The following is a 22,679-nucleotide window of genomic DNA, read 5'->3' as shown; positions in this document are numbered from 1 at the left end:
TTAACGCCCCAGATAAACGTCAATAACCTGTTCATTCGCCTGCACCTCGCGCAGGGAACCCTCGGCCAGCACCTGGCCCTGGTGCAGCACCGTCACGTGGTCGGCAATGGTATCGACAAAACCCATATCATGCTCCACCACCATCAGGGAGTGTTTACCGGCCAGGGTACGAAATAGCTCGGCGATATACTCGGTCTCGGCGTCCGTCAGTCCGGCGGCAGGCTCGTCCAGTAGCAGCAGGTGTGGCTCCTGCACCAGCAGCATGCCGATCTCAAGGAACTGCTTCTGGCCGTGGGAGAGTAGCCCCGCCTGGCGTTGGCTCTGGTTTCCCAGCCGCAGCAGCTGAAGGGTTTCATCGATGCGATCCCGCTGCTCGCCGCTGAGCTTCGCCCGCAGGCTGGCCCAGACTGACTTATCGGTTTTCAGGGCAAGCTCAAGGTTTTCGGCCACGGTCAGCGCCTCAAACACCGTCGGCTTCTGAAATTTACGCCCGATGCCCGCCCGCGCAATCTCCACCGGAGAGAGCTGGGTCAGGTCGATATTCTGGTCATAAACCACGCTGCCACTGTCCGGGCGGGTCTTGCCGGTGATCACATCCATCAGCGTGGTTTTGCCCGCGCCGTTGGGACCGATGATGCAGCGTAGCTCGCCCACGCCAATCGCCAGCGTCAGGTCGGTGAGGGCGCGGAAGCTGTCGAAGGAGACGTTGATCTTCTCCAGCAGCAGTACCGGATCGGTGGTCTCCCGGTAGCGATCCTGCGGCAGCGGCTGGGTAAAAAGGGTATCAGTCATGTTTTCTCCGCCTCAGCAGGCCAATGACGCCGCGCGGTAAAAACAACGTGACGAGAATAAACATCAGGCCCAGGAAAAAGAGCCAGTACTCCGGGAAGGCGACGGTGAAAAAGCTCTTCGCCCCGTTGACGATGCCCGCCCCCAGCAGCGGCCCGATCAGGGTTCCGCGCCCGCCCAGCGCCACCCAGATGGCGGCCTCGATGGAGTTGGTGGGTGACATCTCGCTCGGGTTGATAATCCCCACCTGCGGGACATAGAGCGCTCCGGCGAGTCCGCAGAGCACGGCGGAGAGCGTCCAGACAAACAGCTTAAACCCCTGTGGATCGTAGCCGCAAAACATCAGCCTGTTCTCTGCATCGCGTACTGCCGTCAGCACCCGGCCAAACTTGCTGCGCGCCAGCGCTATACCGATACCCAGCGCGGCGACCAGCAGCAGAACGGTGGCGATAAACAGGCCGATCCGTGTTCCGGTAGCGGTAACGGGGAAACCGAGCAGGGTCGTAAAGCCGGTAAAACCGTTATTGCCACCAAAGCCGGTTTCGTTACGAAAGAAAAGCAGCATCCCGGCATAGGTCAGCGCCTGGGTCATGATCGAGAAATAGACGTCTTTGATGCGCGAGCGGAAGGCGAAATAGCCAAACAACAGCGCCAGCAGGCCCGGCAGCAGTACGATCAAACACAGCGCCCACGCAAAGTGCTGCGTACCTGTCCAAAACCACGGCATCTCGCTCCAGGAGAGAAAGGTCATAAACGCTGGCAGGCCGTCTCCCGCCGCCTGGCGCATCAGGTACATGCCCATCGCGTAGCCGCCGAGGGCAAAGAACAGCCCGTGCCCCAGCGACAACAGGCCAGCGTAGCCCCAGACCAGATCCAGCGCCACGGCGACAATGGCGTAGCAGAGGATCTTACCCACCAGGGTCAGGGTGTAGGCGGACATCGCCAGGGGGTGATCCTGCGGCAGCAGGGCGAGAAAAGGCAGGGCCAGCAGCAGGACAATAATGCCCAGCGTCAGGGTGCGCGTCAGACGGGGCGCACGCTGCGCCAGCGTCAGGGTTATGGGTTGGCTCATCAGTCGATCACTCGCCCCTTAAATGCAAACAGCCCCTGTGGCCGTTTCTGGATAAACAGCACGATCAGTATCAGGATGGCGATTTTGCCCAGCACCGCGCCAATTTGCGGCTCCAGCAGCTTGTTGATGATGCCGAGGCTAAAGGCCGCCACCACCGTGCCTGCCAGCTGGCCGACGCCACCCAGTACCACCACTAAAAATGAGTCGATGATATAGCCCTGGCCCAGCTCGGGGCCGACGTTGCCCAGCTGCGACAGCGCCACGCCCCCCAGCCCGGCGATACCGGATCCCAGACCGAAGGCCAGCATATCTACGCGCCCGGTGGGCACGCCGCAGCAGTCGGCCATCCGCCGGTTTTGGGTCACTGCCCGCACGTTCATCCCCAGCCGGGTTTTGTTGAGCAGCAGCCAGGTCAGCGCCAGTACCAGCAGCACAAAGACGATAACCGCGATGCGGTTGTAAGGCAGGATCAGATTAGGCAGTACCGCCCAGCCGCCGGAGAGCCAGCCTGGGTTAGCCACCTCCAGGTTCTGCGCGCCAAAGAGCAGGCGCACCAGCTGGATCAGCATCAGGCTGATGCCCCAGGTCGCCAGCAGGGTCTCCAGCGGGCGGCCATAGAGATGGCGAATGATCAGCCGCTCCAGCGCCATCCCCATCGCGGCGGTAATGAAAAAGGCTACCGGCAGGGCGACGATGGGATAGAGTGCCAGCCACTGCGGGGCGAGGCGCACAAAGAGATCCTGCACCAGCCAGGTGGCGTACGCTCCCAGCATCAGCATCTCGCCGTGGGCCATATTGATCACCCCCAGCAGGCCGTAAGTGATCGCCAGGCCAAGAGCAGCCAGCAGCAGAATCGATCCCAGCGACAGCCCGCTGAAGGCCTGACCCAGCCAGTCACCCCAGCGCAGTCGCTGCTGGATCTGCTTCAGGCTGTCAGCGGCGGCGGCCCGCACGCTGGCGTCCGGCTCGTTTTGCGATTGAGTAAGACGCTGGAGGCTGGCCTGGATCTGCGGGGCGCTGCTTTCGCTCAGCGCCTTCACCGCCTGCAGGCGCACCTGTGGGTTTGCATCCCCGAGCTGTAAATTGGCGAGGGCCAGCTGCAGGGCCGTTTTCACCTCGCTATCCTGCTCCAGGGCCAGACGCTGCTGAATAAGGGGAAGCTGCTCCGCCGTGGCGTCGTTTTGCAAATTATGCGCGGCGGCGAGACGCAGCGTGCGATCGTTGCTGACCAGCTGGTGGGCGGCAAGGGCATTCGCTACCAGGGTGCGGATGCGGTTGTTCATAAAGATCCGGCGTGGGTTTCCCTCTGGGGCTGCGTTGCCCTCCAGCGGCGTCAGGGTCTCTCCGGACTGAGTAAAGAGCTGGCCGCGCTTATCGACGACCACGTTCTCCTGGCGTAGCGCCTGAAGCAGGGGTAGGCGCGATGCATCCGGCGCGGCGGACCAGGTTTGTAACAGCTGCGCCTGCTGAGTGCGGCTGGCAGCGCCGTACTCGCTCGCCGGTCCGGCAGCGGCCGGGCCGATGAACAGCAGGCAGCAGGCAAAGAAGAGGCCGAAGCGCGTAACTATTTTCATGGTCGCTCGATCTGCTGGTGGAGATATTGCCCGGCAGCCCATGCCGCCGGGCGCTCGACTTACTGCCCGGTAGATTTCACCGGCGTATCCGGTTTCTTATCGTTACCGGCGATAAACGGACTCCACGGCTGGGCGCGGACCGGCTGTTCGGTCTGCCAGACGACGTTGAACTGGCCGTTATCTTCGATCTCACCGATCATCACCGGCTTGTGCAGGTGGTGGTTGGTTTGATCCATGGTCAGGGTGAAGCCGTCCGGTGCCTTGAAAGTCTGTCCGGCCATCGCGGCGCGTACCTTATCGGCGTCGGTGGTGCCCGCTTTCTCTACCGCCTGGGCCCACATGTGCAGCCCGACGTAGGTGGCCTCCATCGGATCGTTGGTCACTACGGTATCGGCGTTCGGCAGGTTATGTGCTTTGGCATAGGCCTTGTAGTCGGCCACAAATTTAGCGTTGGTTGAGTTATCTACGGACTGGAAGTAGTTCCACGCCGCCAGATGGCCTACCAGCGGCTTGGTGTCGATGCCGCGCAGCTCCTCCTCGCCCACCGAGAAGGCCACTACCGGCACGTCGGTAGCTTTGATGCTCTGGTTGGCCAGCTCCTTATAGAACGGCACGTTGGAGTCGCCGTTAATGGTAGAGACCACGGCGGTCTTGCCGCCCGCGGCGAATTTCTTGATGTTGGCAACGATGGTCTGGTAATCGCTGTGGCCGAACGGGGTATAGACCTCTTCGATATCTTTATCCTGTACGCCTTTGCTGTGCAGGAAGGCACGCAGGATCTTATTGGTGGTGCGCGGGTAGACGTAGTCAGTGCCGAGCAGGAAGAAGCGTTTGGCGCTGCCGCCGTCCTCGCTCATCAGATACTCTACCGCCGGGATCGCCTGCTGGTTAGGCGCTGCACCGGTGTAGAAGACGTTCGGTGACATCTCTTCCCCCTCATACTGCACCGGGTAGAAGAGCAGGCCGTTCAGCTCCTCAAACACCGGCAGCACGGATTTGCGCGAAACCGAGGTCCAGCAGCCAAACACCGCCGCGACCTTATCCTGAGAGATAAGCTGGCGGGCTTTCTCAGCGAACAGCGGCCAGTTAGAGGCCGGATCGACCACCACCGGCTCCAGCTTTTTCCCGAGCACGCCGCCGTTGGCGTTGATCTCATCAATGGTCATCAGCGCGACGTTTTTCAGCGGCGTCTCGGAGATCGCCATGGTGCCGGAGAGCGAGTGCATAATGCCCACCTTAATGGTGTCGGCAGCCCACGCCTGCCAGGAGATCCCCATTCCGACCATAGTTGCGGAGAGGGCAAAGGCTTTCATTAACGAACGTCTTTTCATCATTAACCCCTAAAAGTGTAAGAAAATTATTACGTTATACCTGCGATGAAACCGGCGGTAGCCGCGATTGCTGAAGCCTGTGTAGTGTGATTTTTCTGACCACCGCCTTGCTCTGTAATATGTGGTCGGTCAGGATCCGCTGCGCCTCCTCTGTCTGCTGGGTCAAAATGGCGCGTAGCACACGCCCGTGTTCGCTATAGGTAGCCGCCACCCGATCGTCCCGCGTAAAGTCGAGGTGCCGAATAATACGTATCTTCTCCGTCAGGTCGATGTGCACCCTTGCCATCTCGCCGTTGCCCGTCGCCGCCACCAGCGCGGTGTGGAACTGCTCGTCATAGGGTGATACCGCCAGCCCGTCCGCCAGCGGCGGGGCATCCACCCAAAATGCAATCAGCGGGGCGAGATGCTCGGCGCAGGTGCCGGGCGGCATCCCGCACAGGCGACGTACCGCCTCGCGCTCCAGTACAATCCGCAGGTCGTATAGCGCCTCAAACCAGGCGAAGTCGAACGGCTTTACCTGCCAGCCGCTGCGCGAGGCCACCTCTACATAGCCCTCATGCTCCAGCCAGTAGAGGGCCTGGCGCACCGGTGTCCGGCTGGCGGCCATTCGTCCGGCAATCTCGCTTTCGCTAAAGCGATCTCCCGGCATCAGCTGAAACGTGAAAATTTCATTCTTCAGCGCACGATAGATGCGCTCCGCCAACCCCGGCTTGCCGCCCATACTCACTGCTCAAGCCACAGGAGCGCGTCGCCAGGACTTACCGGGCGGCCCGGCTGGCAGCCGATACGCTTAATGCGGCCCGCCTGCGGCGCGTGGATCGCCAGCTCCATCTTCATCGCCTCAACAATTACCAGCGGCTGGCCTGCAATAACCTCGTCTCCGGGCTGAACCAGCACCTTCCAGATGTTGCCGTTCATGTCGGCATTCACCGCCAGCGCGCCGTCGTCCACCGCGTCTGTTGCGGGCAGTACGATCTCCTCGGGCTGGGCCTGATCGTCGAGCTGCCAGCGGGTAACCTCTTCACTAAAGGCAGTGGCCTGGCGTTCGCGGAACTGGGCAATCTCCGCTGCGTTCTCATTAAGGAAGCGCAGATGCCCGGCGTAGTCGAATACCATCTCCTCGATGCGGATGGTGGCCCGCCCTTCGCGGAAATCATCCCGCAGGCGATCCAGCTCCTTCTCGCTGACCGGATAGAAGCGGACCTGGTCAAAGAAGCGCAATAGCCACGGCTCGTCCTGTTTAAACTGGCTGTTTTTCAGAAATTTGTTCCAGATAGGCAGGGTGCGGCCCACCAGCTGGTAGCCACCGGGGGAGTCCATGCCGTAGATGCACATATACATCCCGCCAATACCCACCGTGCCCTCAGCGGTGAAAGTCCGCGCCGGGTTGTATTTCGAACTCAGCAGGCGGTGGCGCGGATCCACCGGTACGGCGCAGGGCGCCCCCAGATAGACGTCGCCGAGGCCGAGGATCAGGTAGCTGGCGTCGAAAATCGTGTCGCGAACCGCGTTACGATCTGCCAGGCCATTAATGCGCTGAATAAAATCGACGTTGTTCGGCAGCCAGGGGGCGTTGGCCCGCACCGTATCCTGGTAGCGGCTGACCGCCCCGAGGGTGGCGCTATCCTCAAAGGCCATCGGCATCCAGACGATGCGCGACGGCACCTTCATCTCGCTGACGTCGCCCAGGCGGCCTTCTATTTCCAGCAGCATCTTCACCAACAATGACTGGCTGATAACGAGGCTGTCGTAGCGGATCTGTAGCGAGCGCACGCCAGGGGAAAGCTCTTTAATGCCAGGGTGGGCCAGCGCCTGAAGCTGCTCCATCAGCAGGCTGACGCGCAGTCGCAGGGCAAGATCGAGGACGTTCTCGCCATACTCAATCAGGATGTAGTTATCACCCGCCTGGCGATAGCAGATAGCGGGCGTTGTGCCGCTGGCCGGAATAGAGACCAGCGCGGCGGCGGATATCCCGTCGCGATCCGCCAGCGATGGGGTAGCAAACGCCGGCAGCGTCTGGGCAGGCTCCAGCGTCTCAATGATGCGGTGCTGGGCCTTCTCCAGGGCTACCGCCTCCTCAACGCTAATCGGGTAGAAGCGCAGGCGATCCCCTGGCTTCACCTGGCCCACCTTCCACAGCTCCGCTTTGGCGATGGTCACCGGGCAGACAAAGCCGCCGAGGCTGGGACCGTCGCGAGTGAGGATCACCGGGAAGTCGCCAGTAAAGTTGATCGCGCCGATGGCGTACTCGCAGTCGTGAACGTTAGACGGATGCAGGCCTGCTTCGCCGCCATCAGGGCGTGTCCATGAGGGTTTCGGCCCGGTCAGGCGTACGCCGAGACGGTTAGAGTTGTAGTGCACCTGCCATTCGCTGGCGAAGAACTCGTCGATGGATCCCTGGGTAAAGAAATCCGGCGCGCCGTGCGGCCCGTAGAGCACGCCGATGTGCCAGCTCTCCCCATACTCCGGGATCAGCCCGGCGGCCAGCGGCTGCGGATCGCGCTCCGGCGCGGGCGTAGTGCAGGCGGCCAGCTCGGGACGGGAGATAGGCAGCAGATCGGCCACCTTCAGCGTACGTCCGGCGTGGCCGCCAAACTGGCCGAGGGCGAAGGTCGCCCGGCTACCGAGGTAGCAGGGCACGTCGATACCGTTGCGCACGGCGAGATAGGTGCGACAGCCGGAGTGGGCGCGGCCCAGCACCAACGTCTGCCCGGCCTGCACCGCGACCGGCTGCCAGTACGCGACCGGCTGGCCGTCAAGATGCGCCTGACAGTCGGCTCCGGTCAGGGCGATAGTGGCGTCGCTGTGGAACAGCAGCGTCGGGCCTTGCAGGGTAAACTCCAGCCCGGCGGCGGAGGCGTGGTTACCCACAATGCGGTTAGCCAGGCGGAAGGCAAAATCGTCCATTGGGCCGGAGGGCGGCACGCCGACGTCCCAGTAGCCAGGACGACCGGGGTAGTCCTGAACGCTGCTCCATGTACCTGGCTGCACGACCTCAATGGCCGCCATGGCGGGGGTAAAGGTGTCGAGCATCCGCGTCCAGACGCTGCCCTGGACAAAGGCCTCACTGGCAACGATCTGCCGCAGGTAATCAAGGTTGGTAGCGATGCCGTGTAGCTGGGTGGCGTCCAGTGCCTCACGCAGCGTGAGCAGGGCCGCCTCGCGCGTATCCGCATGAACGATCAGCTTGGCGATCATCGGATCGTAGAAGGCGGAGACCTCGCTGCCGGTGGTCACGCCGCTGTCGATGCGTACGTTCTCCGGGAAGCTGACGTGGGTCAATACGCCGGGGCTTGGCTGGAAATTCTTTAGCGGGTTTTCGGCATACAGACGCACCTCAATCGCCGCGCCCTGCGGCGCGCGCTGGAGCCGTTCCCAGTCGATATCATCGCCTGCCGCAACGCGCAGCATGCACTCCACCAGATCGAGACCGGTAACGGACTCGGTGACCGGATGCTCCACCTGGAGGCGCGTGTTGACCTCCAGGAAGTAGAACGCATCCTGCCCGGCGTCGTAGATATACTCCACCGTGCCTGCGCTGCGGTAGTTCACCAGCTCGCCCAGCTTAACGGCGGAGGCGAGAAGCGCGGCACGGGTGGAACCCGGTAATCCCGGCGCGGGCGTCTCTTCTACGACCTTCTGATTGCGGCGTTGCAGAGAGCAGTCGCGCTCGCCGAGCGCCACCACGTTACCCTGACCGTCGCCAAAAATCTGCACCTCAACGTGACGGGCGCGATCGATGCAGCGTTCTATAAACACCCCCGCATCGCTGAAAAACTGCTCGCCCAGACGGCGGACGCTCTCCCACGCCTGCTGTAACGCCTCATCGTTGGCGCAGCGGGTCAAGCCGATCCCACCCCCGCCGGCGGTGCTTTTCAACATCACCGGGTAGCCAATCTCCTGTGCGGCCAGCAGCGCCTCGTCGAGTGTGTTCAGCAGGCCGGTGCCCGGCGTCATCGGCACGCCCGCCTGGGCGGCCAGCTCGCGCGCCCGGTGCTTAAGGCCGAACTCGCCAATTTGCTGTGCCGTCGGGCCAACAAAGACAATACCTGCCCGCTCGCAGGCGTCGGCAAAGGCCAGGCTCTCAGAGAGAAAGCCGTAGCCGGGCCAGATCGCCTGGGCGCCGCTTTGCTTAGCGGCGTCGATAATGCTGTCGATGCGCAGATAGCTGTCGCTGGCCTTCTCTCCACCCAGCGGCAGGGCGATATCCGCCGCCTTAACGTGCTCGGCGTTTTTATCCGCGTCGGAGTAGACGGCGATGCTCACAATCCCCAGACGACGCAGGGTGCGGATGGCGCGGCAGGCGATTTCGCCCCGGTTGGCAATCAGTACGCGATCAAACATGCTGGGTCTCCTTGCTGGCGAGCCAGTGCCGCCAGCCTTTGTAAGCCGTAATGTCCTGCGCGTCGCCAAGCGCCGCACCCTCACAGATAAAACCTTTCACCCAGCGGCCATCTGCCAGCTCCAGAGAGCCGATCCCCAGCGGAGCCGGGATTTCAGCAACAAATTCACCGAAGCGCGCCAGCGGGATATCCCACAGTTCGACCTGAATGGATGCGCCGCTGCTGGCCCGGGCCAGACCCGGTTTCGCCGGCTGGGTATTGGCAAGGGCGTAGAGGCGGTAGCAGGCGGCGGTTTCGCTGGTCTCGACAAACACCGCCTTGCGGTTAATCAGCTGGTGGTTAAGCGGCATGCCGCGCAGATGCGCCCCGACGACTGCGACACGCACGTGATCCTGGGAGAGGGGCAGCGTCGTTTCGCCTGTGGGGAGCCGGGTGTCGGTTGCCCCCAGAGGCAGACCGCTCTGCTGCTGCCAGCGAATGCCGAAGCTGGCGAGAGCACGATCGTGCCAGGCGGGAGCAAGCAGGGTGATCCCGGCAGGCAGGCCGTCGGCGCGGAACGGTGCGGGCAGGGCCAGGGCGCTGAGATCCGCCAGGTTGGTAAAGTTGGTGTAAGTGCCAAACTCAGAGTTGTAGCGGATCGGCTCCTGCTGCATCTCCTCTTTGGTGCGGATGGTTGGCGAGGTAGGCACCACCAGCGCATCGACCTCGGCCAGCGTCTGCTGAATTTTACGGGCCAGCTCGGCACGCAGGTACTCGGCCTTGTACGCCTCTACCGCGCTGTAGCGAGTGCCTCCGGCGACGATCTGATATACCGTCGGATCCATCTCCTGAGGGCGGTCGATTATCTCGCCCACGGCAGCGGTGCGCTCGGCAACCCATGGTCCCTGATAGAGCTGGGCGGCCAGTTCCGCAAACGGCGTAAAGTCGATGGTTTTCAGCGTTACGCCACAAATACGCAGCTGCTCGAGGGCGCGCTCCCATGCCTCTTCGGCCTGGGCGTCGCCGAAGAATTGCAGCGTGTCGGGAATGGCAAATACCGGACGCTCCGGCAGCGCGGCGGGGGCAGTGGTCGGTACGTGGCGGGAGTAGGCGTCACGGGCATCGTAGCCTGCCGCCGCTCCGGCGATGGTCCAGGCATCGCTAACGGTCAGGGCAAACACCGACACGGTATCATTCAGGCGGCAGGCCGGAACCACGCCGCTGGCGGAGAACCAGCCTTTGGTGGGTTTCAGCCCGACGATGTTATTAAATCCGGCGGGCACCCGGCCGGAGCCAGCGGTGTCGGTGCCGAGGGAGAAGGGCACCAGGCCGCGCGCCACCACTGACGCCGAACCGGAGCTGGAGCCACCGCTGACGTAGTCCGGGTTGAAGCTGTTGCTCACCGCTCCCCACGGAGAGCGGGTTCCCACCAGACCGGTAGCGAATTGATCGAGGTTGGTCTTGCCAATAACAATCGCCCCGGCGGCTTTAAGCTGGGCTACGGTAGTGGCATCCTGTTCGGCAATGTAGCGGAAAGCCGGGCAGGCCGCGGTGGTGGGAAACCCGGCCGCATCGATATTGTCTTTAACGGCAAAGGGGATGCCATACAGCGGCAGCGCCGCCGGGTTTTGCCGGTAGCGGGGTGTTAATGTCTCCAGCTGGGCGGCGATCTGCTCGGGGGTGGCAAGGGTAATCCATGCATTGTCATCGGCAGAGAGGGTCGTCAGATGCGCCGTCAGCAGGGATAAAACGTCGCTGCTCTGCTGCTGGATCTGCTGCTGCCACCCGCTCAGGGTCTGGCCGGTCATTGTTATCATAGTGGGCAATTCCATCTGGTATACAAGTTGGAATTCAAATAGCAAGCGCCGTGCCAATTTTTAATCTATTGTTTAATAAGAATATTTTAATAATGTGCGGTGGGAGACAACGTATGGCTGCACCTGGGCTGCGCAGCGTTGAGCAAAAAAGGTGCGCCTCGTCACAGCTCAACTAGCAAGCTAATGCGAAGGGATGATGTTTCATAAATCACTGAATTTGCTAAGATGCTTTAATACGGTGCAATGCGTGGGGTATGTATGAAAAAGCTAATAATGCTGGCGGCAGTAGCGGCAGCGCTTGCCGGGTGCGATGACGGCAAAGCGCCGGTTTCGTTTACGCCAGAGATGGCCAGCTTCTCTAATGAGTTTGACTTTGACCCGCTGCGTGGCCCGGTGAAAGATTTTAGCCAGACGCTGCTGAATGATAAGGGTGAAGTATCCAAGCGCGTCACCGGCACGCTCTCGCAGGAGGGGTGCTTTGACACCCTGGAGCTTCACGATGTAGATAACAACACCGGACTGGCGCTGGTGCTGAACGCCAACTTCTATGTCGATGCCGTAACCCATGAGAAGCGCCTGCGTTTGCAGGGTAAGTGCCAGTTGGCGGAGTTTCCTTCGGCGGGCGTGACATGGGATACGGATGAGAAGGGCTTTGTCGTGCTCGCACGCGGCAAGGAGTTGCAGATTAACTACCAGTACGATGCGGAGGGCTACCCGCTCGGCAAGTCGACCACCAGTAAGGAGATGCATCTGTCCGTGGAATCAACGCCCTCATCGGACAGACGCAAGAAGCTCGACTATACCGGCGTCAGCACGCTTAACGATAAGCCTATCGGCAGCGTGAAGCAGGCCTGTGAATACGATCGCCACGACAACCCGGTAAGTTGCACGCTGACCATCGTTGATGAAAGCGTGACCCCAGCCGTTGAGCATCAATACGCGATCAAAAACACCATCGCCTACTACTAAGCTTATTGCCCGATCGGCCGCCCGGTACGGCGGTCGAGACAGCGCAGGGTATTCTCTTCCCAGTAGGCGTTGACGTTAGCGCTCTTCTGGCAGTTATCACGAGCATCAAAGGCCACATCAGTCTTATCAAACTCTTTTTCCACGCGCGTGTTCACCTTGTGGCGCAGGCTACGGGTATCGTTCCACTGCTCTTTATCCATTGCGGCCTGCTGGCGGCTCTGGGCGCTGTCGCCGGACTCAATGATAAGCTTACTCGTATCAGCGTTGGCTGCGGTACTCATCATGCCTGCACCCAGCGTCAGCATAGCCGCCAGGCAGAGGCGTTTACTCAAGATCGTGTTCATTGTTATTCCTCGGTTCGCCAGGAAGACGTGGCTCTTTTCTAAGGCTATTCTACACCATTCTTCTTAGCCGATATAAGGCCGTCATCTTTAATGTTTAATATCGCCGTTCTCAATACCACGCTGCTCTTTTTCATTACCGCGCTGTGCGAAATCCTCGGCTGCTTCCTGCCCTGGCTGTGGTTAAAGCGGGGAGCCAGCCCGCTGCTGCTGATCCCGGCCGGCCTCGCGTTGGCGGCTTTTGTCTGGCTGTTAACCCTGCATCCGGCGGCCAGCGGGCGCGTTTACGCCGCCTACGGTGGGGTCTATGTTTGCACCGCGCTGATCTGGCTGCGGGTGGTGGATGGCGTCAAACTTAGCATTTACGACTGGCTCGGGGCGCTGGTGGCACTCTGCGGAATGCTGATTATCGTGGCTGGATGGGGGCGCGCATAGCGCCTTTTTTTGTGATCAAGCGAAGGTTTTTAGATCATCATACTTGTATGGTAGTAGCTCAGTTGCGTAGATTCTCTGCATCACAACCGAGATGTAAAGGATCAGAAGATGAAGATTGTAGGGGCTGAAGTATTTGTTACCTGTCCGGGGCGCAATTTTGTCACCCTCAAAATTACCACCGACGAGGGGATTGTCGGTCTGGGCGATGCCACGCTGAACGGACGCGAGCTGTCCGTGGCCTCCTATCTGAAGGATCACCTCTGTCCGCAGCTGATTGGCCGCGATGCGCACCGCATCGAGGATATCTGGCAGTTCTTCTATAAGGGTGCTTACTGGCGTCGTGGCCCGGTCACCATGTCCGCTATCTCGGCTATCGACATGGCGCTGTGGGACATCAAAGCCAAAGCGGCCAACATGCCGCTCTATCAGCTGCTGGGGGGCGCCTCCCGTGAAGGAGTGATGGTCTACTGCCACACCACCGGCCACAGCATTGACGACGTGCTGGAGGATTACGCCCGCCATAAAGAGATGGGTTTCAAAGCCATCCGCGTTCAGTGCGGCGTGCCGGGAATGAAAACCACCTACGGCATGTCTAAAGGTAAAGGGCTGGCCTACGAGCCTGCCACCAAAGGCCAGTGGCCGGAAGAGCAGCTCTGGTCAACGGAGAAGTACCTCGACTTCACGCCGAAGCTGTTTGACGCGGTGCGCAGCAAATTTGGCTTCAACGAGCATCTGCTGCACGACATGCACCATCGCCTGACACCTATCGAAGCGGCGCGCTTTGGCAAAAGCATTGAAGAGTTCCGCATGTTCTGGATGGAGGATCCGACGCCAGCTGAGAACCAGGCGTGCTTCCGCCTGATCCGCCAGCACACGGTGACGCCGATTGCCGTGGGCGAGGTCTTTAACAGCATCTGGGACTGCAAGCAGCTGATCGAAGAGCAGCTGATTGACTATATCCGCACCACCATTACCCACGCGGGCGGCATCACCGGCATGCGCCGTATTGCCGACTTCGCTTCGCTTTATCAGGTGCGTACCGGCTCTCACGGCCCGTCGGATCTTTCGCCAATCTGCCACGCGGCGGCACTGCATTTCGACCTGTGGGTGCCGAACTTTGGCGTGCAGGAGTATATGGGCTACTCCGAGCAGATGCTGGAAGTCTTCCCGAACAGCTGGACCTTCGACAACGGTTATATGCACCCTGGCGAGAAGCCTGGCCTCGGCATTGAGTTTGACGAGAAGCTGGCGGCGAAATACCCCTACGATCCTGCCTATCTGCCGGTCGCCCGCCTCGAAGACGGCACCCTGTGGAACTGGTAAAGAGGAGCTGATGATGAAAAGCATTGTTATCCAGAAACCGAACGAGCTGGTCATTGAAGAGCGTCCAGTACCCATGCCAGCGGCAGGGGAAGTGCGGGTCAAAATCAAACTTGCCGGGATCTGCGGCTCTGATAGCCATATCTATCGCGGGCATAATCCGTTTGCCAAATATCCACGGGTGATAGGCCATGAATTTTTCGGCGTCGTTGACGCCGTTGGCGAAGGCGTTGACGAGGCGCGTCTTGGCGAGCGAGTCTCCGTCGATCCGGTGATTAGCTGCGGTCACTGCTACCCGTGCTCCGTTGGTAAACCCAACGTCTGTACCTCGCTGGTAGTCTTGGGCGTGCATCGTGACGGCGGTTTTAGCGAATACGCGGCAGTACCGGCAAAAAATGCCTGGGTTATTCCAGACGCCATTCCCGATAAGCATGCCGTGATGGTCGAGCCGTTCACTATCGCCGCCCAGGTCACCGGGCATGTCAGCCCCACAGAGCAGGACGTGGCGCTGGTTTATGGCGCAGGGCCGATGGGGCTGACCACTGTTCAGGCGCTAAAGGGCGTATACAACGTTAAGCAGGTTATTGTCACCGATCGCATTGAGGAGCGACTGGCGATGGCGGAAAAAAGCGGCGCGGATTGGGTAATCAACAACGGTAAAGCATCGCTGCAGGAGGCGCTGGAAGAGAAGGGCGTTAAGCCGACGCTGATTATCGATGCTGCCTGTCACCCGTCGATATTGCAGGAGGCCGTGAGCCTGGCGTCACCTGCGGCGCGCATCGTGATGATGGGCTTCTCAAGCGAGCCGAGCCAGATTGTTCAGCAGGGGATCACCGGCAAAGAGTTGTCGATCTTCTCCTCGCGCCTGAATGCGAATAAATTCCCGGTCGTCATCGGCTGGCTGGAGAAGGGGCTAATCGATCCAGATAAATTGATTACCCACGCTTTTGACTATCACCACGTCACAGACGCAATCGAACTGTTTGAGAAGGACCAGCGGCAGTGCTGCAAGGTTCTGCTCACGTTCGGGGAATAAAAATACTGCGATACGTGGTCCACATCTTACCCTGTAGAGATAGCCATTATGACTCAAGCACAACATGAAAGATCGACCTCAGACCTGGTGAAAGCGGCCGTATCCGGCTGGCTCGGCACCGCGCTGGAATTTATGGACTTCCAGCTCTACTCCCTGGGGGCGGCGTTAGTATTCCATGAGATCTTCTTCCCGGAGCAGTCCGCCGCCATGGCGCTGATTCTGGCGATGGGGACCTATGGCGCAGGCTATATTGCCCGCATCGTCGGCGCATTTATCTTCGGTAAAATGGGTGACCGGGTTGGGCGTAAAAAGGTGTTGTTTATCACCATTACCATGATGGGGATCTGCACCACCTTAATCGGCGTTCTGCCGACCTACGCGCAGATCGGTATCTTTGCTCCGATCCTACTGGTTACCCTGCGTATCGTTCAGGGGCTGGGTGCGGGGGCTGAGATCTCCGGCGCGGGCACCATGCTGGCTGAGTACGCCCCGAAAGGGAAACGCGGCATTATCTCGTCGCTGGTAGCGATGGGCACTAACTGCGGCACGCTAAGCGCCACGGCTATCTGGGCAGTGATGTTCTTCTTCCTCGATCGGGAAGAGCTGGTAGCCTGGGGCTGGCGTATTCCGTTCCTCGCGAGCGTGGTGGTGATGATCTTCGCTATCTGGCTGCGTATGAACCTGAAGGAGAGCCCGGTATTTGAAAAGGTCAGCGAAGGGGAAGCTCCTGCGCAAGCCAATCCGCAGGAGAGCTCTCTGGGCGCGATGTTCAAGAGCAAATCCTTCTGGCTGGCAACCGGTCTGCGCTTCGGCCAGGCAGGCAACTCTGGCCTGATCCAGACGTTCCTCGCCGGTTACCTGGTGCAGACCCTGATGTTCAATAAGAGCATCCCCACCGATGCGCTGATGATCAGCTCTATCCTTGGGTTTATTACTATCCCGCTGCTGGGCTGGCTGTCGGATAAGTTTGGGCGTCGTCTGCCATATATCCTGCTGAACATCTCGGCCATTATCCTCGCTTACCCGATGCTGTCGATTATCGTGGATAACAGCTACACCCCAGGCGTGATTATGCTGTCGATCATCATCATCCATAACTTTGCCGTGCTGGGTCTGTTCGCCCTGGAAAATATCACCATGGCGGAGATGTTTGGCTCCCGTAACCGCTTTACGCGAATGGCGATTTCGAAAGAGGCGGGCGGTCTGGTCGCGGTCGGCTTTGGCCCGGTGCTGGCAGGTATCTTCTGTAACATGACCGGCTCCTGGTGGCCAATCGTGGCGATGATGATCTGCTACTCCCTGATCGGTCTGGTCTCGGCATTCCTGATGCCAGAAGTGCGCGACCGCGATCTGAGCACCTTGGAAGACGCCGCTGAGCCGCAGGGTAAACAGGGTTCGCTGGGCAATCACAGCGCCTATGCTGCAGCATCCTCTCGCCGTCATTAACAGGTAGTTTGGTCTGATAGCTTTTAAAGTTATCAGACCAATTAAGCAAAAGTTAATACAAATCAATATAAATGCCGTCGCTTGACGTATCTTTCTTGCAGACGGCATCTTTTCTCTACTGCCATTCTAGTCAGTGTAGTCAACCAATTAACGAGTCTTAATCATGGAAAACCGGCTATTAGAAGCAAAAGCAACACTTCCTCAGTACGATCGTTCCAAACTCATTCCGCGTATTGTTCATTTAGGTTTTGGTGCATTTCACCGCGCCCATCAGGGCGTCTACACCGACATCCTGGCGGCAGAGCACAACAGCGACTGGGGATACTGCGAGGTCAACCTGATTGGCGGCGAGCAGCAGATTGCCGATCTTAAACAGCAGGATAACCTCTACACCGTGGCGGAGATGTCCGCTGACGCCTGGACAGCGCGCGTCGTAGGGGTAGTGAAACGCGCGCTGCACGCTCAGGTCGATGGTCTGGAAACCGTCTTTGCCGCGCTGTGTGAGCCGCAGGTGGCGATTGTCTCTCTGACCATCACCGAGAAGGGCTACTGCCATGCACCGGCCACCGGCGAGCTGATGCTCGATCACCCGCTAATCGTCGCCGATCTGCAAAACCCACAGCAGCCGAAATCCGCGCCGGGCGTCATCGTTGAAGCGCTGGCCCGCCGTAAAGCCGCTGGCCTACCAGCCTTTACCGTGATGTCCTGCGATAACATGCCGGAAAATGGCCACGTGGTGCGCAACGTGGTCTGCGCCTACGCCCGGGCGGTGAATGCGGAACTGGGTGAGTGGATCGCGCAGAACGTCACCTTCCCGTCAACCATGGTGGATCGTATCGTTCCGGCCGTCACGGCCGATACGCTCGATAAAATCGAGCAGCTGACCGGCGTGCGCGATCCGGCCGGCGTAGCCTGCGAGCCGTTCCGTCAGTGGGTAATCGAAGATAACTTCGTGGCCGGTCGCCCGGCGTGGGAGAAGGCGGGCGCGGAGCTGGTTGCTGACGTGGTGCCGTTCGAAGAGATGAAGCTGCGAATGCTCAACGGTAGCCACTCATTCCTCGCCTATCTTGGCTATCTGGCGGGTTATCAGCACATCAACGACTGCATGGAGGACGAAAACTACCGCCGCGCAGCCCATGCGCTGATGTTAAATGAGCAGGCACCGACGCTGAAGGTGCAGGGCGTCGATCTGGCCCACTATGCGGATCTGCTGATTGCCCGCTACAGCAACCCGGCGCTGCGCCACCGCACCTGGCAGATTGCTATGGACGGCAGCCAGAAGCTGCCCCAACGTATGCTGGACTCCGTGCGCTGGCATCTGGTGCACAAAAGTGACTTCTCCCTGTTGGCGTTGGGCGTGGCGGGTTGGATGCGCTACGTCGGCGGCGTAGATGAGCAAGGGCAGGCGATTGAGGTCAGCGATCCGCTGCTATCGACCATTCAACAGGTGGTCAACGGCAGTGAAGAGGGTGAATCCCGCGTCTTAGCGCTGCTGGGGATTGAAGCGATCTTCGGCAAAGAGCTGCCGCAGGAGCGTGCTTTTGTGGATCAAGTGCAACAGGCCTATCAGCAGCTGCTGGCGCAGGGGGCGAAAGCTACCGTGGCGCAGTACGCTCAGCGTTAAATTGTAGGTCGGGCAAGCGAAGCGCCGCTCGACATAGCCGCATCAGCCCGTTACGCCGGGTGGCGGCTTAACGCCTTACCCGGCCTACATCTCACCACAGCCGATGACTACTCTTCGCTAAACCAGTCGCTGTTCTCCTGGCGGATCAGCTGTACCGTCTCGCCAATCTCTTCCAGATGCGCGGTCATTGCTTTATCCACGCCCTCGACATCACGCTTCGCCAGCGCGTCAAAGATAGCCTGATGCTGGCGCAGCAGCTTCTCCGGAGGTGATACGTGATCGAGACTCATATAGCGTACCCGGTCAATGGTCGCCTTGATATTCTCAACCGTATCCCACGCCAGCTGACAGTCGGCAATCAGGGCCAGCTTCTGGTGAAACTCGTCGTCGAGCTGGAAAAAGTCATCGAGCTGCTTGTGGTCGATAGCGATCCGCTGCTGGTGCAGGTTCTGTTCAAGCTGATAGCGTTGGCTATCGGTGATCAGCGTCGCGGCCCGGCGGGCCACGGCGCACTCTATCGCCTGGCGAACGAAGCAGCCGTTGCGGACCTGGGTCATGGAGATCTTGTTTACATAGCTGCCGCGCTGGGGGCGGATCTGAATCAGGCCGTTTTCCGCCAGTTTTATAAAGGCTTCACGAACCGGCTGGCGCGAGACGTCAAACCGCACCGACACCTCTTTCTCCGACAGCGGCGTGCCGGGGGGGATCAGGCAGTGCACAATATCCTGACGCAGGATACGGTAAATTTGCTGATTGACGGGCAATACAGGATTAAGGTGGGTTTCGACGGCCATGCGCTCATGCTTAATAAAATAGTAACTGGCCTACCATACCATCTATTTGATCTGCATCCCATACCCGGCCCGCAGGCCGGGAGGGAAATATCAGCCGCGATGAACGCTTAGGCCAGCCCATGTCTGGCTAACCGGCATCATCTCAAGGGTATTGATGTTAACGTGCTTCGGCAGAGTCGCTACCCACCAGACGGCTTCGCACACATCCTCTGCGCTTAACGCGTTGGTATTTTCGTAGGTTTTGCCCGCTTTATCGTCGTCGCCTTTGAAACGGACGTTAGAGAACTCGGTTCCGCCTACCAGACCCGGCTCGATGTTGGTCACGCGCACTGCTGTACCGTGCAGGTCGGTACGCAGGTTGAGGCTGAACTGCTGCACAAATGCCTTAGTTGCGCCATAGACGTTACCGCCCGCATAGGGCCAGCTGCCTGCTGCGGATCCGATATTAATAATGTGGCCGCGGTTGCGCTCCACCATGCCCGGCAGCACGGCGCGGGTCATATAGACCAGCCCCTTGTTGTTGGTATCGATCATCGTCTCCCAGTCTTCCACGCTGGCCTTGTGGGCAGGCTCAAGACCCAGCGCCAGACCGGCGTTGTTGACCAGTACGTCAATATCGCGCCATTCGGCAGGCAAGGAGGTTAGCGCCTGTTCAATAGCGGCGCGGTTGCGCACGTCTAATTGCAGGGTCAGAACGCTATCGCCCAGCTCATCCTTCAGGGTCTGCAGACGCTCCTGACGACGGCCAGTAGCAATCACTTTATGACCGTTCTCAACGAAACGGCGGGTGATGCTTTCGCCAAACCCTGCCGTTGCCCCGGTTACTAAAATAATCATCATTCTGTTCCTCAACGCTTTTTGTGTGTTATTACGATAGCATGGGTTAAGAGCCTGCGGTAAACGACAATGTTTAAGGAGTTGAAATGTCGCTGACAAATCCTTTATTAAGTGAAAGCACGCTGCCCTATCTGGCTCCGCGCTTTGATCTGATTGAACAAAGCCACTATCGCCCCGCCTTTGATGAAGGGGTACGGCAAAAGCGCGCAGAGGTCAAAGCCATCTCCCAGGCAACGACGCCAGCGGATTTTAATAACACCATTCTGGCCCTCGAGCAGAGCGGGCAGCTTCTGACTCGGGTCACCAGCCTCTTTTTTGCCATGACTTCCGCCCATACCAATGACTTCCTCCAGCAGCTTGATGAAGCTTTCTCAACGGAGCTGGCTGAGCTGGCGAACGATCTCTACCTGGACGAGGCGCTCTTCTCACGTATCGATGCCGTCTGGCAGCAGCGCCACGCTCTCGGGCTGGACGCAGAGTCCGTCCGGCTGACTGATGTCATTCACCAGCGCTTTATTCTGGCGGGAGCAACGCTGGGTACCGCCGAGAAGCAGGCGCTAAAAAGCCTGAATACCGAGGCAGCGACGCTGGTCAGCCAGTTTAACCAGCATCTGCTGGCGGCGGGCAAGGCGGGCGGGCTGATCGTTGAGAGCGAGCAACAGCTGGATGGTCTGAGCGAGGGGGAGAAAGCCCAGGCGCGAGCGGCCGCTGAGGAGCGGGGCCTGTCGGGGCGCTGGCTTATCCCGCTGCTGAACACGACCCAACAGCCGGCCCTGGCAGCGTTACGCGATCGCCAGACCCGAGAGCAGCTTTTCAAAGCGGGCTGGTCGCGCACGGAAAAAGGTGATGAAAATGATACCCGCGCTATCGTACTTCGCCTGGCTAAAATCCGGGCCGAGCAGGCCGCACTGCTGGGGTTCCCTGACTACGCGGCATGGAAAACCGCCGATCAGATGGCTCAAAACCCTGCCGCAGCGCTGACGTTCATGCGCAATATTGTTCCGGCGGCGCACGCACGGGCTGAGCAGGAGCTGGCGGACATTCAGCAGGTCATTGACGAGCAGCAGGGCGGGTTTAGCGCTGAAGCCTGGGACTGGGCGTGGTACGCCGAGCAGGTGCGCCGGGATAAGTTTGCCCTCGATGACGCGCAGATTAAACCCTACTTTGTCCTCAATACCGTGCTGGTTGAAGGGGTGTTCTGGACGGCAAGCCAGCTGTTTGGCCTGACTTTTGTCGAGCGTTTCGATCTGCCGGTCTATCACCCGGACGTGCGTGTCTGGGAGATCGTCGACGCTGACGGCACCGGCATGGCGCTCTTCTACGGTGATTTTTACGCCCGTGACAGCAAAAGCGGCGGGGCATGGATGGGTAACTTCGTTGAGCAGTCCACGCTACAGGGGACCCGGCCGGTTATCTATAACGTCTGCAACTACCAGAAGCCCACCGCAGGCGGCCCGGCACTGATCTCCTGGGATGATGTCATCACGCTATTCCATGAGTTCGGCCACACCCTGCACGGTCTTTTTGCCAGCCAGCGTTACGCCACGCTCTCCGGCACCAATACGCCGCGCGATTTTGTCGAATTTCCATCGCAGATCAACGAGCACTGGGCCAGCCATCCAGATGTTTTCGCCCGCTATGCCCGCCACTATCAGACTGGAGAGCCAATGCCGACGGCGTTACAGGAGAAGATGCATCGGGCTGCGCTGTTCAACAAAGGCTACGACATGACGGAGCTATTAAGCGCCGCGCTGCTGGATATGAACTGGCACAGCCTGACATCCCCAACGGCGGTGAGTGATGTCGCCGTTTTTGAAACGGAGGTGCTTAAGCGAGAAAACCTTGATCTTGCTGCCGTGCCGCCGCGCTATCGCAGCAGCTACTTCGCGCATATTTTCGGTGGGGGATACGCTGCGGGCTACTACGCCTATATCTGGACGCAGATGTTGGCCGATGACGGTTACCAGTGGTTTGTAGAGCAGGGCGGATTGACCCGCGAAAACGGGCAAAAATTCCGCGAGGCGATTTTATCACGCGGGAATAGCACTGATTTAGCTGAACTTTATCGCCAGTGGCGCGGACAAGATCCAGTGATTGAACCGATGCTGGTAAATCGCGGGTTGAGCGCGTAGGGCGTATTTAGGCTGGAGACAGAGCCGGGCGCGATGCCCGGTATCCAGTCGAGACCGCGAGCTCAGGCCGTTCATCTATACTGACTATTGCCGTTGAAATTTGCACAGGAAGCCGCACCAAGAGGAAAAGCGTTTAAATAACGTGACCATGTAGATGCTTTAGTTAAGCCGGGAGTTCCTGCCTTACACCCCAGTAAAACGTAAGAAATAATAAAATTCTGTTTATCCGGGAGATAAGTAATGAAAATAACTAAGTTTATTTATTCCGCCTTAATTGGCGTTGTCGCCAGCTGCCGGTCTATGACGCCGATGGCGGTCCTCGCTGGAGCACGCCTTGCCAGGCGCGACACACCGGGCAGCCTCATGCTACTGGACCGTCCGTTATTCAAATATGGCGCGTTAGCGATGGGTGTAGGTGAGCTGTTTGGCGACAAGATGAAGTCAGCGCCAGACCGCACCGTGTTTTTGGGCTTGTCAGCACGTGTGGCCAGTGCAGGGATTGCGGGCGCCGCATTGGCACCCGCAGGAGAAGAAAAAACCGGCGCAACGATCGCTATCTCTGCCGCTGTGCCACTTGCCTATGTCACACTTGCGGCACGTAAAAAAGCCATGGCAGAAATTGGGCAGACCAGAAGTGGCATAATTGAAGATACGCTCATCGTCGCTATCGGAGCTGCAGTTGTCTTCTTCGCAACACGGCCAAAACGTATTTAAACGTTTTCAGCCTTAAAAGGATGATCCCGGCAGGTCATAATGAAGAGGCTCAAATTAACCAGAGTGTTAGCACTTTTTCTGAACAATTATTAAACATGAAAATTAAATCACTATAGTGAATTTGAG

The 22,679-nt window shown here is 59.4% G+C and carries 18 protein-coding genes; 8 read left to right on the top strand and 10 right to left on the bottom strand.

All coding sequences use genetic code 11. From position 1 onward, the window contains the following. Genes urtD through atzF form a run of 7 tightly spaced genes read right to left on the bottom strand, consistent with a single transcriptional unit; the run spans position 1 to position 10,905 of the window. Positions 1 to 792 carry an urea ABC transporter ATP-binding protein UrtD gene (urtD, locus tag RTN40_RS10085; protein ID WP_312228334.1) on the bottom strand — a complete coding sequence of 264 codons (792 nt, stop codon included), beginning with the start codon at positions 790 to 792 and terminating at the stop codon, positions 1 to 3. Next, a complete protein-coding gene (gene urtC, locus RTN40_RS10080; protein ID WP_312228333.1) occupies positions 785 to 1,861 on the bottom strand; it encodes an urea ABC transporter permease subunit UrtC in 1,077 nt (358 codons plus the stop codon). Before urtC ends, urtD begins: the two co-directional genes overlap by 8 nt. Then, entirely contained in the window at positions 1,861 to 3,435 is a 1,575-nt protein-coding gene (urtB, locus tag RTN40_RS10075) for an urea ABC transporter permease subunit UrtB (RefSeq protein WP_312228332.1), read from the bottom strand. The genes urtC and urtB overlap by 1 nt, the downstream gene beginning before the upstream one ends. Before the next feature lie 59 nt (positions 3,436 to 3,494). Then, entirely contained in the window at positions 3,495 to 4,766 is a 1,272-nt protein-coding gene (gene urtA / locus RTN40_RS10070) for an urea ABC transporter substrate-binding protein (RefSeq protein ID WP_312228607.1), read from the bottom strand. Positions 4,767 to 4,800: 34 nt separating this feature from the next. Continuing rightward, complete coding sequence (locus RTN40_RS10065) at positions 4,801 to 5,487, bottom strand: GntR family transcriptional regulator (RefSeq protein ID WP_312228331.1); 687 nt, start codon at positions 5,485 to 5,487, stop codon at positions 4,801 to 4,803. Between the two features lie 2 nt (positions 5,488 to 5,489). Next, positions 5,490 to 9,110: an urea carboxylase gene (gene uca, locus RTN40_RS10060; protein WP_312228330.1), complete on the bottom strand. Its 3,621-nt coding sequence runs from the start codon at positions 9,108 to 9,110 to the stop codon at positions 5,490 to 5,492. Continuing rightward, entirely contained in the window at positions 9,103 to 10,905 is a 1,803-nt protein-coding gene (gene atzF / locus RTN40_RS10055; RefSeq protein WP_312228329.1) for an allophanate hydrolase, read from the bottom strand. The genes uca and atzF overlap by 8 nt, the downstream gene beginning before the upstream one ends. 258 nt (positions 10,906 to 11,163) lie before the next feature. Here atzF and RTN40_RS10050 point away from each other — a divergent pair, with 258 nt between their 5' ends. Beyond that, positions 11,164 to 11,874, top strand: a complete 711-nt coding sequence (locus RTN40_RS10050; protein ID WP_312228328.1) for a YnfC family lipoprotein — start codon at positions 11,164 to 11,166, stop codon at positions 11,872 to 11,874. A gap of 2 nt (positions 11,875 to 11,876) precedes the next feature. On the opposite strand, the gene RTN40_RS10045 is transcribed toward RTN40_RS10050, so the two are convergent. Continuing rightward, entirely contained in the window at positions 11,877 to 12,218 is a 342-nt protein-coding gene (locus RTN40_RS10045; protein ID WP_312228327.1) for a DUF1283 family protein, read from the bottom strand. Between the two features lie 90 nt (positions 12,219 to 12,308). Here RTN40_RS10045 and RTN40_RS10040 point away from each other — a divergent pair, with 90 nt between their 5' ends. The 5 genes from RTN40_RS10040 (at position 12,309) to RTN40_RS10020 (ending at position 18,076) form a co-directional block, all read left to right on the top strand. Continuing rightward, a complete protein-coding gene (locus RTN40_RS10040) occupies positions 12,309 to 12,650 on the top strand; it encodes a YnfA family protein (RefSeq protein WP_312228326.1) in 342 nt (113 codons plus the stop codon). A 108-nt stretch (positions 12,651 to 12,758) separates the two neighbouring features. Beyond that, positions 12,759 to 13,973 (top strand): starvation-sensing protein RspA, encoded by a 1,215-nt coding sequence (rspA, locus tag RTN40_RS10035; RefSeq protein ID WP_312228325.1) that lies wholly within the window; start codon positions 12,759 to 12,761, stop codon positions 13,971 to 13,973. A 13-nt stretch (positions 13,974 to 13,986) separates the two neighbouring features. Further along, positions 13,987 to 15,006 (top strand): Zn-dependent oxidoreductase, encoded by a 1,020-nt coding sequence (locus RTN40_RS10030; RefSeq protein WP_312228324.1) that lies wholly within the window; start codon positions 13,987 to 13,989, stop codon positions 15,004 to 15,006. A 48-nt stretch (positions 15,007 to 15,054) separates the two neighbouring features. Further along, a complete protein-coding gene (locus tag RTN40_RS10025; RefSeq protein ID WP_312228323.1) occupies positions 15,055 to 16,452 on the top strand; it encodes an MFS transporter in 1,398 nt (465 codons plus the stop codon). A gap of 163 nt (positions 16,453 to 16,615) precedes the next feature. Beyond that, complete coding sequence (locus tag RTN40_RS10020) at positions 16,616 to 18,076, top strand: mannitol dehydrogenase family protein (protein WP_312228322.1); 1,461 nt, start codon at positions 16,616 to 16,618, stop codon at positions 18,074 to 18,076. 107 nt (positions 18,077 to 18,183) lie between these two features. Here RTN40_RS10020 and RTN40_RS10015 read toward each other — a convergent pair whose 3' ends face one another. Then, complete coding sequence (locus RTN40_RS10015; protein WP_312228321.1) at positions 18,184 to 18,870, bottom strand: GntR family transcriptional regulator; 687 nt, start codon at positions 18,868 to 18,870, stop codon at positions 18,184 to 18,186. A gap of 90 nt (positions 18,871 to 18,960) precedes the next feature. Then, a complete protein-coding gene (ydfG, locus tag RTN40_RS10010) occupies positions 18,961 to 19,707 on the bottom strand; it encodes a bifunctional NADP-dependent 3-hydroxy acid dehydrogenase/3-hydroxypropionate dehydrogenase YdfG (protein WP_312228606.1) in 747 nt (248 codons plus the stop codon). A gap of 86 nt (positions 19,708 to 19,793) precedes the next feature. Here ydfG and dcp point away from each other — a divergent pair, with 86 nt between their 5' ends. Next, positions 19,794 to 21,839: a peptidyl-dipeptidase Dcp gene (gene dcp / locus RTN40_RS10005; RefSeq protein WP_312228320.1), complete on the top strand. Its 2,046-nt coding sequence runs from the start codon at positions 19,794 to 19,796 to the stop codon at positions 21,837 to 21,839. A gap of 240 nt (positions 21,840 to 22,079) precedes the next feature. Beyond that, positions 22,080 to 22,553, top strand: a complete 474-nt coding sequence (locus RTN40_RS10000; RefSeq protein WP_312210081.1) for a hypothetical protein — start codon at positions 22,080 to 22,082, stop codon at positions 22,551 to 22,553. Positions 22,554 to 22,679: the final 126 nt, after the last annotated feature.

This window comes from Pseudescherichia sp., assembly GCF_031987975.1.
Lineage (GTDB): Bacteria > Pseudomonadota > Gammaproteobacteria > Enterobacterales > Enterobacteriaceae > Pseudescherichia.
Note: the sequence above shows the minus strand (reverse complement) of the source record. Positions and strands in the feature narration are given on the sequence as shown.

Bases quoted from the DNA above. Each gene is read 5' to 3' on its own strand.
- RTN40_RS10040 (WP_312228326.1), top strand. From the start codon at position 12,309: ATGTTTAATATCGCCGTTCTCAATACCACGCTGCTCTTTTTCATTACC.
- urtA (WP_312228607.1), bottom strand. From the start codon at position 4,766: ATGAAAAGACGTTCGTTAATGAAAGCCTTTGCCCTCTCCGCAACTATG.
- RTN40_RS10015 (WP_312228321.1), bottom strand. From the start codon at position 18,870: ATGGCCGTCGAAACCCACCTTAATCCTGTATTGCCCGTCAATCAGCAA.
- dcp (WP_312228320.1), top strand. From the start codon at position 19,794: ATGTCGCTGACAAATCCTTTATTAAGTGAAAGCACGCTGCCCTATCTG.
- urtB (WP_312228332.1), bottom strand. From the start codon at position 3,435: ATGAAAATAGTTACGCGCTTCGGCCTCTTCTTTGCCTGCTGCCTGCTG.
- urtD (WP_312228334.1), bottom strand. From the start codon at position 792: ATGACTGATACCCTTTTTACCCAGCCGCTGCCGCAGGATCGCTACCGG.
- atzF (WP_312228329.1), bottom strand. From the start codon at position 10,905: ATGATAACAATGACCGGCCAGACCCTGAGCGGGTGGCAGCAGCAGATC.
- urtC (WP_312228333.1), bottom strand. From the start codon at position 1,861: ATGAGCCAACCCATAACCCTGACGCTGGCGCAGCGTGCGCCCCGTCTG.
- RTN40_RS10065 (WP_312228331.1), bottom strand. From the start codon at position 5,487: ATGGGCGGCAAGCCGGGGTTGGCGGAGCGCATCTATCGTGCGCTGAAG.
- RTN40_RS10045 (WP_312228327.1), bottom strand. From the start codon at position 12,218: ATGAACACGATCTTGAGTAAACGCCTCTGCCTGGCGGCTATGCTGACG.
- rspA (WP_312228325.1), top strand. From the start codon at position 12,759: ATGAAGATTGTAGGGGCTGAAGTATTTGTTACCTGTCCGGGGCGCAAT.
- uca (WP_312228330.1), bottom strand. From the start codon at position 9,110: ATGTTTGATCGCGTACTGATTGCCAACCGGGGCGAAATCGCCTGCCGC.
- ydfG (WP_312228606.1), bottom strand. From the start codon at position 19,707: ATGATTATTTTAGTAACCGGGGCAACGGCAGGGTTTGGCGAAAGCATC.
- RTN40_RS10030 (WP_312228324.1), top strand. From the start codon at position 13,987: ATGAAAAGCATTGTTATCCAGAAACCGAACGAGCTGGTCATTGAAGAG.
- RTN40_RS10050 (WP_312228328.1), top strand. From the start codon at position 11,164: ATGAAAAAGCTAATAATGCTGGCGGCAGTAGCGGCAGCGCTTGCCGGG.
- RTN40_RS10000 (WP_312210081.1), top strand. From the start codon at position 22,080: ATGAAAATAACTAAGTTTATTTATTCCGCCTTAATTGGCGTTGTCGCC.
- RTN40_RS10025 (WP_312228323.1), top strand. From the start codon at position 15,055: ATGACTCAAGCACAACATGAAAGATCGACCTCAGACCTGGTGAAAGCG.
- RTN40_RS10020 (WP_312228322.1), top strand. From the start codon at position 16,616: ATGGAAAACCGGCTATTAGAAGCAAAAGCAACACTTCCTCAGTACGAT.